Source organism: Sinorhizobium sp. NG07B (assembly GCF_002532005.1).
GTDB classification, from domain to species: Bacteria; Pseudomonadota; Alphaproteobacteria; order Rhizobiales; family Rhizobiaceae; genus Sinorhizobium; species Sinorhizobium fredii_C.
This window is the reverse complement of record NZ_NWTD01000001.1, coordinates 61808-74678: the sequence shown is the minus strand read 5'-3', so window position 1 is coordinate 74678 and position 12871 is coordinate 61808. Positions and strand designations below refer to the sequence as shown.

Annotated in this window: 15 protein-coding genes, 1 tRNA gene and 1 other RNA gene; 10 read left to right on the top strand and 7 right to left on the bottom strand. The window is 63.8% G+C overall.

Annotated features, from left to right (window positions below):
• Window positions 1–38: 38 nt before the first annotated feature.
• Window positions 39–136: signal recognition particle sRNA small type (ffs, locus tag CO664_RS00365), an RNA gene on the bottom strand.
• A gap of 107 nt (window positions 137–243) precedes the next feature.
• Between ffs and CO664_RS00360 the strand changes: the two genes are divergently transcribed.
• From CO664_RS00360 to CO664_RS00345, 4 genes are all read left to right on the top strand, one after another.
• A complete protein-coding gene (locus tag CO664_RS00360; RefSeq protein WP_037422456.1) occupies window positions 244–648 on the top strand; it encodes an HIT family protein in 405 nt (134 codons plus the stop codon).
• A gap of 1 nt (window position 649) precedes the next feature.
• Window positions 650–1630: an NAD(+) diphosphatase gene (nudC, locus tag CO664_RS00355; RefSeq protein WP_097537661.1), complete on the top strand. Its 981-nt coding sequence runs from the start codon at window positions 650–652 to the stop codon at window positions 1628–1630.
• A gap of 20 nt (window positions 1631–1650) precedes the next feature.
• A complete protein-coding gene (locus CO664_RS00350) occupies window positions 1651–2343 on the top strand; it encodes a YafY family protein (protein WP_097537660.1) in 693 nt (230 codons plus the stop codon).
• A gap of 97 nt (window positions 2344–2440) precedes the next feature.
• Window positions 2441–2809: a VOC family protein gene (locus CO664_RS00345; protein ID WP_097537659.1), complete on the top strand. Its 369-nt coding sequence runs from the start codon at window positions 2441–2443 to the stop codon at window positions 2807–2809.
• A gap of 102 nt (window positions 2810–2911) precedes the next feature.
• Here CO664_RS00345 and CO664_RS00340 read toward each other — a convergent pair whose 3' ends face one another.
• The 3 genes from CO664_RS00340 to CO664_RS00330 all read right to left on the bottom strand — a co-directional run bounded on the left by CO664_RS00340 (window position 2912) and on the right by CO664_RS00330 (window position 5176).
• Window positions 2912–3049, bottom strand: a complete 138-nt coding sequence (locus CO664_RS00340) for a DUF1127 domain-containing protein (RefSeq protein ID WP_012710021.1) — start codon at window positions 3047–3049, stop codon at window positions 2912–2914.
• A 512-nt stretch (window positions 3050–3561) separates the two neighbouring features.
• The gene (locus tag CO664_RS00335) at window positions 3562–4416 is read right to left on the bottom strand and encodes a prephenate dehydratase (RefSeq protein WP_037422463.1); all 855 of its coding nucleotides are present in this window, start codon (window positions 4414–4416) and stop codon (window positions 3562–3564) included.
• Window positions 4417–4429: 13 nt separating this feature from the next.
• Complete coding sequence (locus tag CO664_RS00330; RefSeq protein WP_097538544.1) at window positions 4430–5176, bottom strand: 3-deoxy-manno-octulosonate cytidylyltransferase; 747 nt, start codon at window positions 5174–5176, stop codon at window positions 4430–4432.
• Window positions 5177–5332: 156 nt separating this feature from the next.
• Here CO664_RS00330 and CO664_RS00325 point away from each other — a divergent pair, with 156 nt between their 5' ends.
• Both CO664_RS00325 and CO664_RS00320 read left to right on the top strand, forming a co-directional pair.
• A complete protein-coding gene (locus tag CO664_RS00325; RefSeq protein ID WP_097537658.1) occupies window positions 5333–6013 on the top strand; it encodes a cytochrome c family protein in 681 nt (226 codons plus the stop codon).
• A 235-nt stretch (window positions 6014–6248) separates the two neighbouring features.
• Window positions 6249–7340 (top strand): branched-chain amino acid aminotransferase, encoded by a 1092-nt coding sequence (locus CO664_RS00320; RefSeq protein WP_037422467.1) that lies wholly within the window; start codon window positions 6249–6251, stop codon window positions 7338–7340.
• A gap of 203 nt (window positions 7341–7543) precedes the next feature.
• On the opposite strand, the gene CO664_RS00315 is transcribed toward CO664_RS00320, so the two are convergent.
• On the bottom strand, window positions 7544–8488 hold the full coding sequence (locus CO664_RS00315) for an AEC family transporter (protein ID WP_097537657.1): 945 nt from the start codon (window positions 8486–8488) through the stop codon (window positions 7544–7546).
• A 394-nt stretch (window positions 8489–8882) separates the two neighbouring features.
• On the opposite strand from CO664_RS00315, the gene CO664_RS00305 reads away from it, so the two are divergent.
• The 3 genes from CO664_RS00305 (at window position 8883) to CO664_RS00295 (ending at window position 10417) form a co-directional block, all read left to right on the top strand.
• Complete coding sequence (locus tag CO664_RS00305; protein ID WP_037422472.1) at window positions 8883–9158, top strand: BON domain-containing protein; 276 nt, start codon at window positions 8883–8885, stop codon at window positions 9156–9158.
• Window positions 9159–9186: 28 nt separating this feature from the next.
• Entirely contained in the window at window positions 9187–9630 is a 444-nt protein-coding gene (locus CO664_RS00300) for an SRPBCC family protein (RefSeq protein WP_037422474.1), read from the top strand.
• A gap of 70 nt (window positions 9631–9700) precedes the next feature.
• On the top strand, window positions 9701–10417 hold the full coding sequence (locus CO664_RS00295) for an SOS response-associated peptidase (RefSeq protein ID WP_097537656.1): 717 nt from the start codon (window positions 9701–9703) through the stop codon (window positions 10415–10417).
• A 37-nt stretch (window positions 10418–10454) separates the two neighbouring features.
• Here CO664_RS00295 and abc-f read toward each other — a convergent pair whose 3' ends face one another.
• The gene (gene abc-f, locus CO664_RS00290) at window positions 10455–12077 is read right to left on the bottom strand and encodes a ribosomal protection-like ABC-F family protein (RefSeq protein WP_097537655.1); all 1623 of its coding nucleotides are present in this window, start codon (window positions 12075–12077) and stop codon (window positions 10455–10457) included.
• 106 nt (window positions 12078–12183) lie between these two features.
• Window positions 12184–12273: transfer RNA gene (locus tag CO664_RS00285), tRNA-Ser, on the bottom strand.
• A gap of 279 nt (window positions 12274–12552) precedes the next feature.
• Between CO664_RS00285 and CO664_RS00280 the strand changes: the two genes are divergently transcribed.
• Complete coding sequence (locus CO664_RS00280; protein WP_037422486.1) at window positions 12553–12870, top strand: hypothetical protein; 318 nt, start codon at window positions 12553–12555, stop codon at window positions 12868–12870.
• Window position 12871: the final 1 nt, after the last annotated feature.

Here is a 12871-nt window from a genome sequence, read left to right as displayed (position 1 = left end):
GCCGCTGTTCGAACTCTTGTCCCGACAGGACGGAGAAGGTGGGAGGCTGGCACGATGACCCGTGCCGGGGCTCGTTAGGGCTGCTTCCTTCCGGACCTGACCCGGTTGGCGAGTGGCTCGTCCACCACCAACCTCCCGGCTTCCATATCGGCAATAACTGAAGCAAATGCAAGCCAAGCCGCCAAAAAACTGCTATCGATATAGAATACAAGGCGAATCCGCTTGATCCCGAGGGAGTTTTTCTTGACCGAATTCACGCTCGACGAGCGCCTCGAGCGCGACGGCATACCGATCGCCCCGTTCGGCCTCTGCCAGCTTCGCCTGATGAACGACCGCCGCTGGCCGTGGCTGATCCTCATCCCCCAGCGGGCCGACGTCTCGGAGGTCTTCGAGCTCACGCCGCTCGACCAGGCGATGCTAACCTTCGAGACGAATATGGCGGCAACGGCGCTCAAGAAAGTCACCGGAGCAGAGAAGATCAACATCGGCGCGCTCGGCAACATCGTCCGGCAGCTTCATGTGCATGTCATCGCCCGCCGCAAGGGCGATCCGAACTGGCCCGGTCCGGTCTGGGGCTTCGGCAAGGCCGAGCCGTGGCCCGAAGGCGAGCATCAGGTATTCGCAGCGCGTATATTGGAAAATCTTTGAAATGACGAAAACGATCTTCGATCTTCACAGCCCCCATCCGGAGCCGAGCACCTTCGTCGCCTTCGCGGAAAATCACCTCGACCGGCAATCCGAGCATCGCGCCGACGATTGCGTCGAGAAGGCGCTCAAACATCCGGGCGCGCATTTCCTCGCCTTTTCCGGGGCGAAGCTGATCGTCAAGCACGACGAGAAGATCATCGATCCGCTTTTCGCTCCCTATGAGCTCGCCGGTCTCGAACCGACGATCGACGAGGCGGTCCTGCTCGGCTTCCTGCCGAACGGCGAGCCGCGGCTCGCCGTTCCTTCCGGCCTGACCGAGGAGACCGTGCCAGGACCTTTCAAGATCGCCGATGCGCGCATGCTTTACCGGCAGCAGATGCTGCCGGAGGAGCTGCTCGGGCAGTTCGCCCAAGGGTCGAGCCTGATCACCTGGAACGCCAACAACCGCTTCTGCGGCCGATGCGGCGGGCCGATGGACGGTGCCGCCGGCGGCTACCGGCGAATCTGCACCGCCTGCGGCCACATGGTCTTTCCGCGCACCGACCCGGTCGTCATCATGCTGACGGTCGACATCGAGCGCGACCTCTGCCTGCTCGGCCGCAGCCCGCATTTCGCGCCGGGCATGTATTCCTGCCTTGCCGGTTTCGTCGAGCCGGGTGAGACCATCGAAAACGCCGTGCGCCGGGAAACGCACGAAGAATCGGGCATCCGCATCGGCCGGGTGCGCTATCACGCCTCGCAGCCCTGGCCGCTGCCGCACTCGCTGATGATCGGCTGCTATGCCGAGGCGCGATCGACCGCCATCAAGCGCGACGAGCAGGAACTCGAGGACGTGCGCTGGTTCACCCGTGCGGAGACCGAAGCGATGCTGGAGCGTTCGACAGGGGTCGCGACGACGCCGGACGAGCACATCCCGCCGCCGAAGGGGGCGATCGCCCACCAGTTGATGCGCGACTGGCTGTCCTGGCCGGAGCGCAGCTGAGCGGGTAGGGACAGGAATCGGTGTCGCGCTCGGAACGGCTCATCGATCTCATTCAGGTGCTGAGACGCCACCGCCGGCCGGTGAGTGGCCGGACACTCGCCGAGGAGACCGGCGTCAGCCTCCGCACCCTTTATCGCGATATTGCCAGCCTGCAGGCCCAGGGCGCCGGGATCGAAGGCGAGGCGGGCGTCGGCTATGTCCTCAGGCCGGGCTTTTTGCTGCCGCCGATGATGTTCTCCGAGGAGGAGATCGAGGCGCTGGTGCTCGGTTCACGCTGGGTTGCGAAACGCGGCGACAAGAGGCTTGCGACAGCGGCGGGCGACGCTCTGGCGAAGATCGGCTCGGTGCTGCCGGCCGAGCTCAAGGAGAAGCTCGACGGTTCCACACTGCTCGTGGGCCCACGTCAACCGGTCGCCGACCGGGTCGATCTCGGCCTGTTGCGCAAGGCGATCCGCTCCGAGCACAAGCTCGAGCTCAGCTATCTCGACAATGACGGCCGCGACAGCCGCCGCACGGTCTGGCCTTTTGCGCTTGGATTTTTCGAGGAGACACGGGTGCTCGCCGCCTGGTGCGAGCTCCGTCAGGGCTTCCGCCATTTCCGGACCGACCGGATCGCAGAGGCGGCACTGCTCGACAGCCGCTACCCGCGCCGGCGCCAGGCGCTGCTCAAGGACTGGCGCGCCACGCATGGCGTCGACCCTGTCGGGGTCTGAATGACTGAGAAGTTCGCCTTTCCGTCACGCTCAAACTGCTGACAAAAACTGACAGCAGGCACCGCTAGCTTGAAGGTCCCGAAAGAAGGAGACCATCATGGCAAATCCCAATCTCATCGTCCTCTATGTTGCCGATCCGCTGGTAAGCGTCGAATTCTATCGCAAGCTGCTCGGCAAGGAACCGACGGCCGCCTTTCCGACCTTCTGCTCCTTCGAGTTCAAGGAAGGCTTCACCTTGGGTCTCTGGGCACTGGAGAAGGTGCAGCCCCAGCCTGTCGGCGAAGGCAGCCGGGCCGAAGTCGCATTCATGGTGGAGGGAGAAGAGGCCGTCCGCGCTCACTATGAGGAATGGCAGGCGATGGGGCTGTTGATTGCGCAGGAACTGACGAGGATGGATTTCGGACCGACCTTCGTCGCCCTCGATCCGGACGGGCATCGCCTGCGTGTCTGCCTCTACGACGAATGATGCAAAGGCAAGTGCAGGCTTCGCTCACACCCCGCGGGAACGCCGGCGGGGTGTGGAAGACTTTCGCGCCGCGGGTAGAATGCACGCGCGGGCAATTGTATATTAGCGGCCGTAGACGGCAGCCTGGATCTGGGATCGGGAAAGACCGATGTCGCTCAGTGCGTGGTCGTCCAGAGCGTTCAGCTCGCGTACCGCACGGCGCAATTTTGCATATTCCATGATCTTCTGACGGATCTTCATTTTTGACACTCCATTTTCTTTTTCTTGACGAAGGTCAAATAGGCATTTGCCTAAGATTTCAGTAGTTCCATGATTGCAAATTAGGCATGCGCTGGACGCGTAGCCGGTTAACGATAATTCGCCGTTTTTCGAAGGTCCGGGACGTCCATCCGGCACACGCTGCCAGCAGAATTGCGGGCATCGGAGACCGCCGTACAAGGTGCTGCGGCAACCGCCTGACCGAACTGTCGACGCCGCAATGGGTCGTGACATCCCCTCAAAGCGTCATCCTCGGGCTTGACCCGAGGATCCAATCGCAAGCACCGGTTCTGGCGGTGATTTGGCCAGCGTAACATGGATCCTCGGGTCAAGCCCGAGGATGACGACGGGGATGGAGGCCCGGGCAGAAGCGCTCCTGAAGCACACCGCATTCGGCGAACTCAGGCGACCTGCCTGGGACGCTGCATATTTCTCAAATGCACGCCTCTGGCAAGCGGTCGAAAGTCCGCCCACGCATCGTTCCCGACTGGCCCTCAGAGCACCCCACGCATCGGATGCGCCTTGTACGTCCCGAGTATCCGCACGTTTTCCGAGAAGAAGCGCAGCTCGTCCATGGCGTGGCGCACGCCCTCGTCGTCCGGATGGCCCTCGATATCGGCATAGAACTGCGTCGCCACGAACTTGCCGCCGAGCTGGTAGCTTTCGAGCTTCGTCATGTTGATGCCGTTGGTGGCAAAGCCCCCCATTGCCTTGTAGAGAGCGGCCGGAATGTTACGCACGTTGAAGACGAAGGTGGTGATGATCAACTCGTCGTCCGACTTGCGCGTCGTGCGCTGCTCCTCGCGCGACAGCACAACGAAGCGGGTGACGTTGCTGTCGGTGTCTTCGACGTTTTCGGCGATGATCTCCAGCCCGTAGAGGTCGGCGGCAAGCCGCGGGGCGAGCGCTGCCATCGAGCGGTCACCGGTCTCGGCGACGAGCTTGGCGGCACCGGCCGTATCGCCGGCGACGATCGGTTTCCAGCGATTGGCGCGGACGATCTTGCGGCATTGGCCGAGCGCATGGATATGGCTGTGCACGGTGCGGATTTCGTCGTGCTTGACGCCCGGAAGCACCATCAGCTGGAAGCGGATCGGCATGAAATATTCGCCGACGATATGCAGGCGCGATTCGGGCAGCAGGTGATGGATGTCAGCGACGCGGCCGGCGATCGTGTTCTCGATCGGGATCATGCCGAGATCCGCCTCGCCGTTCTCGACCGCCAGAAAGGCATCCTCGAAGGTCTGGCAGGGCAACGGGTCCATCGACGGGAACATGTCGCGGCAAGCCATGTCGGAATTGGCGCCGAAGTCGCCCTGGAAGGCAATCCTGTTGGTCTTGACGGTCACTTTGGCTGTCCTTTCAAGCCGAGAGCATGCGGCGGGCTTTTTCGAGGTCGGCCGGCGTGTCGACGCCGAGCGGCACGGAATTGACGATCTCGACGTCGATGCGCATGCCCGCCTCGAGGGCCCGCAACTGCTCGAGCGATTCGCGCTTCTCGAGCGTCGAAGGCTCCAGCGACACGAACGTCTTAAGTGCGCTCCGCCGGTAGGCGTAAAGGCCGATATGGTGATAGAGCGGCCCGGCGCCATGGGGTGCGGTCGCGCGGGTGAAATAGAGCGCGCGCAGCCGGCTCTCCGACAGCGGCGACCCGACCACCTTGACGACGTTCGGATTGGTTTTCTCGTGCTCGTCGGTGATTTCCACCGTCAGCGTGGCGATATCGGTCGCAGCGTTTTCGAGCGGCTTCAAGGCCGCGCGGATCGGGCCGGGCTCGATTGTCGGCAGGTCGCCCTGGACATTGATGACGATTTCCGCCTCTCCGTTAGGGTCGGCCTTCTGCAGCGCCTCGTAGATCCGGTCGGAGCCGGACTGGTGATCGATGCGCGTCATGACCGCTTCGAAGCCGGCGTCGCGCACCGCCTCGTAGACCTCGTCATGATCGACGGCGACGACGATCCGGCCGACGTCTGCTTCCGCCGCGCGCCTGGCGACCTGGACGATCATCGGCAGGCCGCAGATGTCGGCGAGCGGCTTGCCCGGCAGGCGCGTCGAGGCCATGCGCGCGGGGATGAGCACGAGGGCTTTGCCCGAATTTTCACAATTCATCGTCATGCCTTCAAAAACCCCTGAGAAAGTGTCAAAAGGTCTCACTTCGGGGGCGATAATCTCTGTTGCAACGCAGAGCCAAAAGACATAGGTTCCGCGCGATTTCAAGATGGGCCGGGTTTTTGTTTGCGCCGGTGGCAAAGGGAGCGTTTGCAGATGAATCCATATGTGAACATGGGTGTGGGTGCCTTGCTGGGTACGGTCTTCGTGCTGATGACCGTGTCCATTGCTTCTGAAGGCATTTTCCATTCCGAAGCTCCCGAGAAGGAAGGTTTCGCGATCGTCGCCGAGGAGCCGACCGCCGAGGCCGGTGCGGGCGGCGGCGAAGAAGCAAAGTCGGAGCCGATCGGCCCGTTGCTCGCCAAGGCCGACGCTTCCGCCGGTGAAGCCGTGTTCAAGAAATGCGCAAGCTGTCACACCATCGAGAAGGGCGGACCGAACAAGGTCGGCCCGAATCTCTGGGGCCTCGTCAACCGTCCGGTCGCCTCGCATGAGGGCTTCGCCTACTCCGCCGGCATGAAGACCTTTGCCGAAGGCGGCAAGGTCGTCTGGGACTACGACCACCTGAGCTACTTCCTCGAGGCGCCGAAGAAACACGTGCCGGGCACGGCCATGGGCTTTGCCGGCCTGAAGAAGCCGGACGAGCGGGCGAATCTGATCGCCTGGCTTCGCGAGAAGGCCGACAGCCCGGCACCGCTGCCGGCGGCGGACGCGACCGGCGCGACGGACGCGGCACCGGCTGCCGCCCCTGCCGAAGGTGGTCAGACGGCGGCTCCTGCCCCGGCTCCGGCGGAAGCCGGTCAGGCGGCGGCTCCGGCACCGGCCCCGGCACATTAAGCGATCGATATTTCTTTTCGAAGAGCCCGGTCATCGACCGGGCTTTTTCTATCCGATCAGTCGCCGCCGGGTGAGCGCCGGAAAGCTTCGCGCCGATGCCGCGCCTATCGGATTTTTCTTTGGCGATGCTAATATCTGTGCAACTGACAATGTAACCAAATGCAATCCGATCGGAGCCTGGTCCCTCTGCGTGTGAGCGGGACGGTTGCATTCGGAGCGAAGGAGCGGACGATAGATGACCAGCGGCGGAACTTTCCTCATCGAGACACATCCGAACCCCATGGCAGCGGGCGAGCGTGAGGCCCTGCTCAAGAACCCGGGCTTCGGCCGCGTGCTGTCCGATCACATGGCGACGATCCGCTATTCCGAGGGACGCGGCTGGCATGACGCCCGGATCGAGCCGCGGAAGGCTTTCGATCTCAGCCCGTCGACGGTGGTGCTGCATTATGCCCAGGAGATCTTCGAAGGCATGAAGGCCTACCGCCTGCCGGATGGCGGCGCCACATTGTTCCGCCCGGGCGCCAATGCGCGCCGTTTCACCAACTCCGCCAATCGCCTGGCTATGGCGCCCTTGCCGGAAGAGCTGTTCGTCGAATCCGTGCGCGCCCTGGTGCGGGCGGATCGCGACTGGATTCCGGCGGCTGAAGGCGCCTCGCTCTATCTCCGGCCGTTCATGATCGCCACGGAGGCGATCCTCGGCGTGAAGCCCTCGTCCGACTACCTCTATTGCGTCATCGCCTCGCCGGTGGGCTCCTACTTCAAGGGAGGCGCTCCGGCGGTGACGCTCTGGGCCTCCGAAAACTACACGCGGGCGGCCCCCGGCGGCACCGGTGAGGCGAAATGCGGCGGCAACTATGCGGCAAGCCTCGCCGCGCAGGCAGAAGCGACCCGCGAGGGCTGCGACCAGGTCGTCTTCCTCGACGCCGTCGAAAAGCGCTGGATCGAGGAGCTCGGCGGCATGAACGTCTTCTTCGTCTTCGAGGACGGCTCGCTGCAGACGCCGCCGCTCACCGGCACGATCCTGCCGGGCATCACCCGCGATTCGCTGATCACGCTCGCACGCGACCTCGGCCTCACGGTGCGCGAAGAGCCCTATTCGATCGATCAGTGGCAGGCGGATGCCGAGAGCGGCCGGCTGGCCGAGGCCTTCGCCTGCGGTACCGCCGCTGTGGTGACGCCGATCGGCAAGGTGAAGGGCCGCACCCGCAACTTCACGATCGGCGACGGCGGCGCCGGTCCGGTGGCCGGCCAGCTGAAGGCCGCGCTGCTCGACATCCAGAACGGCCGCGCCCCGGACCGCCACGGCTGGCTCGACCGGCTGTTCTAGCGAAACGGGGGCTCCGAGCCCTCACCCCGCTGCCGCGACCTTCTCTCGTTTGTACGGGGAGAAGGGACGATGCCGCGCCGGCTTGAACCCTCTCGCCGCATGCAGGAGTAGGCTCGTCCGGTGCGGCATACCCCTTCTCCCAGCCTGCGGGGAGAAGGTCGCGGTAGCGGGATGAGCGGCAAGCGCGAGCGCGAAAACCTACATTACATCAACAGATAGGCCCAGGCCGAAACGCTCACGACGCCGAGGGCGGTGGTCAGCGTGATGGTCGAGGAGGCGAGGCCGTGGCCGACATTGAAGTGGTTGGCGATCAGCCAGGCATTGACGCCGGTCGGCACGGAAGACGTCAGGACTAGGGCGGCGGTCCAACTGTCGCTCAGGCCCAGGAGATGGCAGGCGGCGAAGACGGCGCCCGGCAGCACGACGAGCTTCAGCGTGCTGGTGACGGCGGCGAGGCCGGTATTGCCGGCGAGCCCGTATTTGTCGAGCGCCATGCCGATCGAGACGAGTGCTGCTGGGGCGGCGACGCCTGCAAGCTGATCGACCACGATCTTGGCCGGACCGCCGAGCGGCTGGCCGAGAAGATGGAAGAGCGCTCCTAAGGCAAGCCCGATCACCAGAGGATTGCGGGCGAGATTGCGGCCCACCCCGGCTAAAAGCTTGAATAGGCTCTGCCGCGGCCGGCCGCTCACCTTCTGGTCGGCGCGGTCCATCATCACGGTCCCGGCGATCATCATCACCGGCAGATGCACCGAAAGCAGGATGGAAAGTGCGACGATCCCCTCCTCCCCCACCACCCGGGACACCAAGGGCAGGCCGATGAAGACCGTGTTGGCAAACGCCGAGGAGACGCCGGCCAGCACGCCCATGCGCTGGTCGCGGCCGAAGCCGAGCGTCGCGGCCAGATGGCCGATGGTCCAGGTGACGGCGACGCCGGAGAAATAGGCGACCCAGAGCGGCCAGGGCGACCCCTCCTTGAAATCCGCCTCGGCGATGGTGCGGAACAGAAGGACCGGCACGGCAACCCGGAAGACGAAGTCGCCCAGCGCCTCGCCAACGGCCGGCTTCAGATAGCCGAATTTCACGATCAGCCAGCCGGTGAGGATCAGCACGAAGATCGGGAGCACATTCAAAAAGACTTCGGACATGCGCGAGCCTTATCACGACAGTTCGGCTTGAACCGATTGATTGCGATCGGTTCCCGAGAGCGGGTCGGAGGGGAGCGCGCCCGGAGCCGCGCATTTGTGATTCATGCAGACAGACCGACGCATAGACCCGTTTTGACGGTGGAGGCAAGGCAGCGGCCTACTGCATGTCTCCTTAAATCGACCTCGATTTAAGGACAAAGACATGCAGCAATTCAAAGTGCTACAGCGACCTTTGCGCGTCTGATAAGACGCGCGGCGCTGTAGTGCATGCTCCCTTCAACCGTACCGGATTAGGGCGCGCGACACCGTCAAGAAAAGGCCGCCGGCTGCGACCATTTACACCCGGAACATTCAGCCGTCACAAAGCGTTGCGCTTGAGGACGGGGTCAAAAGAATGTCGAGCGAGCATCCGATCTATTCGCACAAGGACGACGACCCGCATCTGACCGATGACGATCTGGCGCAGAAGGTCTTGCGCTTCCTCCGCTACGCGACTTTCATAGACACGAGCGACATGGACGTGATCGCCCTCGGCAACATGGTTGTCCTGTCCGGAACGGTGGCGCGCGAAGCGGACATTGCCTGCGCCGGCGAGGCGGCGGCCTCGGTGATCGGCGTCCAGAGCGTCGAGAACCGGCTGACGGCGCGACCCGGCGAAGCGGCGGGCTGAGCAGCACAAGGGGCGCGGAGGGCAGAGCATGAAGGACAGCATCGAAAAGCGCATCGAACTGGCGGCTCCGGTCGAGAGGGTGTGGCGTGCGCTCACCGATCACGAGGCCTTCGGCGAATGGTTTCGCGTCAAGCTCGACGGGCCCTTCGTGGTCGGTCAGGTCACCACCGGCGAAATCACCTATCCCGGCCACGAGGGCATCAAATGGACCTCGGTGACAGAGCGAATGGAGCCGTCGCAGCTCTTCGCCTTTCGCTGGCCGCATTCAGAGGATCCGAATGCCGACGTTTCGAATGCACCTTCGACGCGCGTCGAATTCCACCTCAAACCGACGACAAAGGGTACGCATCTGACGATCACCGAATCGGGCTTCGGTTCCCTGCCGCAGGAGCGGCGCGAGGAAGTGATCTGCAGCAACGAGAAGGGATGGGAAATCCAGGCCCAGAACATCAAGGCCTTCGTCGAACCCTGAACGGCGTGCCGCCATCGTCATTGACCTCGCAGACCGGCGCGATACCTTTGCTTTGAGAGAGGGCGAGGCGATGTGCGGGCGGGTCTATATCAAGAGCAATCTCGACGGTCTGTTGCGCGAATTCTCCTTTGCCGAGCGGGAAGCGGTCGAGGGGATGGCCAACCAGTTCCCGCGTTATAACGGTGCGCCGTCGCTTTACTATCCGATCATCGTCACCGAGGTGATACGCGACCCCGACGTGTTCGGCCCGAGCTTCGCGAGCGCCCGCTGGGGGCTGATCCCGCGCTTTGCGAAAACGCAGCCGGGCCGGCCGCCGCCGATCAATGCGCGCTCGGAAGGTATTTCGACCGTCGGCCTGTTCAAAGACGCCTATCGCCGGCGCCGCTGCCTGATCCCGGTCGACGGCTTCTTCGAGTGGAAGGACATTTACGGCACCGGCAAGAACAAGCAGCCCTACGCGATCGCCATGAAATCCGGCGAGCCCTTCGCGCTTGCCGGCCTCTGGGATACCTGGCGCGACCCGGAAACCGACGAGGACATCCGCACCTTCTGCGTCATCACCTGTCCGGCAAACGAGATGATCGCCAAGATCCACGACCGCATGCCGGTGATCCTGCACGGACAAGACTATGAACGCTGGCTTTCGCCGGAAGCGGATCCGGCGGAGCTGATGAGGCCGTTTCCGGCGGAGCTGATGACCATGTGGCCGATCGACCGCAAGGTCGGCTCGCCGAAATATGATGCGGCGGACATTCTGGATCCCGTCGAGCCGCCGCAAGAGGAGTGAGCTGCCCTGCAGCGATCCCCCCGACGCCAGCCGAACCTCACCCGCGCAGGCCCGGCGCCTCCTGGCCGGTGCGCTCGACATATTCCCGATAGCCGCCGCCATATTGATGAATGCCGCCCGGCGTCAGTTCCAGGACGCGGTTGGACAGTGCCGACAGGAAGCGGCGGTCGTGCGAGACGAACAGCATGGTGCCCTCATAGGCCGAGAGCGCCTTGATCAGCATCTCCTTGGTATCGAGGTCGAGGTGGTTGGTCGGCTCGTCGAGGACGAGGAAGTTCGGCGGGTCGAACAGCATTGCCGCCATCACCAGCCGCGCCTTCTCGCCGCCGGAGAGCACCCGGCAGCGCTTCTCCACGTCGTCGCCGGAAAAGCCGAAACAGCCGGCCAGCGCCCGGAGCGGCGCCTGACCGGCCTTGGGAAAGCGTTCCTCCAGCCATTGGAGGATGGTGCTGTCGCCGTCGAGCACATCCATCGCATGCTGGGCGAAATAGCCGAGCTTGACACTGGCGCCGAGCGACACACTGCCCTGGTCCGGCTGGGCGGAGCCGGTGACGAGCTTCAGCAGCGTCGATTTTCCGGCGCCGTTGATGCCCATGATGCACCAGCGTTCGCGCCGGCGCACCATGAAGTCGAGTCCGCCATAGATCGTCCGGCTCCCATAGGCCTTGTGGACGTTCCTGAGATTGACGACGTCTTCGCCGGAACGCGGCGCCGGCAGGAAATCGAAGGCGACCGTCTGGCGACGCCGCGGCGGCTCGACGCGATCGATCTTCTCGAGCTTCTTGACCCGGCTCTGCACCTGCGCGGCATGCGAGGCGCGGGCCTTGAAGCGTTCGATGAACTTGATTTCCTTTGCGAGCATGGCCTGCTGGCGCTCGAACTGGGCCTGCTGCTGCTTCTCGTTCAGCGCCCGCTGCTCCTCGTAGAAGCCATAGTCGCCGGAATAGCTCGTCAAAGCGCCGCCGTCGATCTCGATGATCCTGGTGACGATCCGGTTCATGAACTCGCGGTCGTGCGAGGTCATCAGCAGGGCGCCGTCATAGCTTTTCAGAAAATCTTCCAGCCAGATCAGGCTTTCGAGATCGAGGTGGTTGCTCGGCTCGTCGAGCAGCATGACGTCCGGGCGCATCAAGAGGATGCGGGCGAGTGCCACGCGCATCTTCCAGCCGCCCGACAGCTTGGAAACGTCGCCGTCCATCATCTCCTGGCTGAAGCTCAAGCCGGCAAGGACCTCGCGGGCACGCCCCTCCAACGCATAGCCGTCGAGCTCCTCGTAGCGCGCCTGCACTTCCCCGTAGCGCTCGATGATCGCGTCCATTTCGTCCATCCGCTCCGGATCCGACATGGCCGCCTCGAGCTCACGCAGCTCCGCCGCCACGGCGCTGATAGGCCCTGCCCCTTCCATCACCTCGGCAACCGCGGACCGCCCGGCCATCTCGCCGACATCCTGGTCGAAATAGCCGATCGTTACACCCTTCTCGACCGAGACCTGCCCCTCGTCGGGCTGTTCCTCGCCGGTAATCATCCGGAAAAGCGTCGTCTTCCCCGCCCCGTTCGGACCCACAAGGCCGATCCTTTCGCCGCGGTTCAAGGCGGCGGAGGCTTCGATATAAAGAATGCGGTGACTGTTGGACTTGCTGATATTCTCGATGCGGATCATGTGGGGGACGGCTCGGTGGGGTTGCGGGCACCCCTATGCCACGGGTCGGTGCCGCTGTCACGCGAACATCCGGCGGGGCGGGCGCTGAGGATCACAAAGGAAAATATGGCGGACAGAGAGGGATTCGAACCCTCGATACGCTTTCACGTATACACGCGTTCCAGGCGTGCGCCTTCAACCACTCGGCCACCTGTCCATCCGTCTGCAGCCGTTGGTCACTCCGGCTGGATGGGGGAGTGAACTCCACCGTGCTGCCGGCAAAACCGGCGGACGGGCGCGATATATACTGATGATTGGCGGCGGATCAACTGGTTTCTGACAGATTGTTGACATTGCGTGAGATGTTGTGGCGCGCTCCGCCATTGCGCTCGTCCGGCGGCGAGCCTATCTCTTTCCATAAGACACGCCGAGCGGGAATGGGGCGGCTGGAAACGATCGACAGGCTTTAAGGGGCGAACCCGGCCAAGGAGGGTGAATGCGGCTCTTGCTGCGCTTTGCAAGCTTCGTCGCGCTGATGGCCGCGGTGCTTGCGGGCACCATCGATTCGATCCAGTCGGTGGCCGCCTCCGAGCCAGTGCTGACGCCGCTTGCGGAAGGGATCGGGCTGCTCGGGCCGGATGCGCTCAACTGGGTGCAATCGCTGCAGCGGACCGATGCGGGGCCGGCCATCTGGCTGACCGCCCTGCACTGGATCTTCATGCAGCCGGCCTTCGCCGTCATGCTCGTCGTCGCGCTGGTCCTGTGGATGGCGGGATACAAGAAGAAGCCGGCCGCCGGGCGCTTTGCGGCCTGAA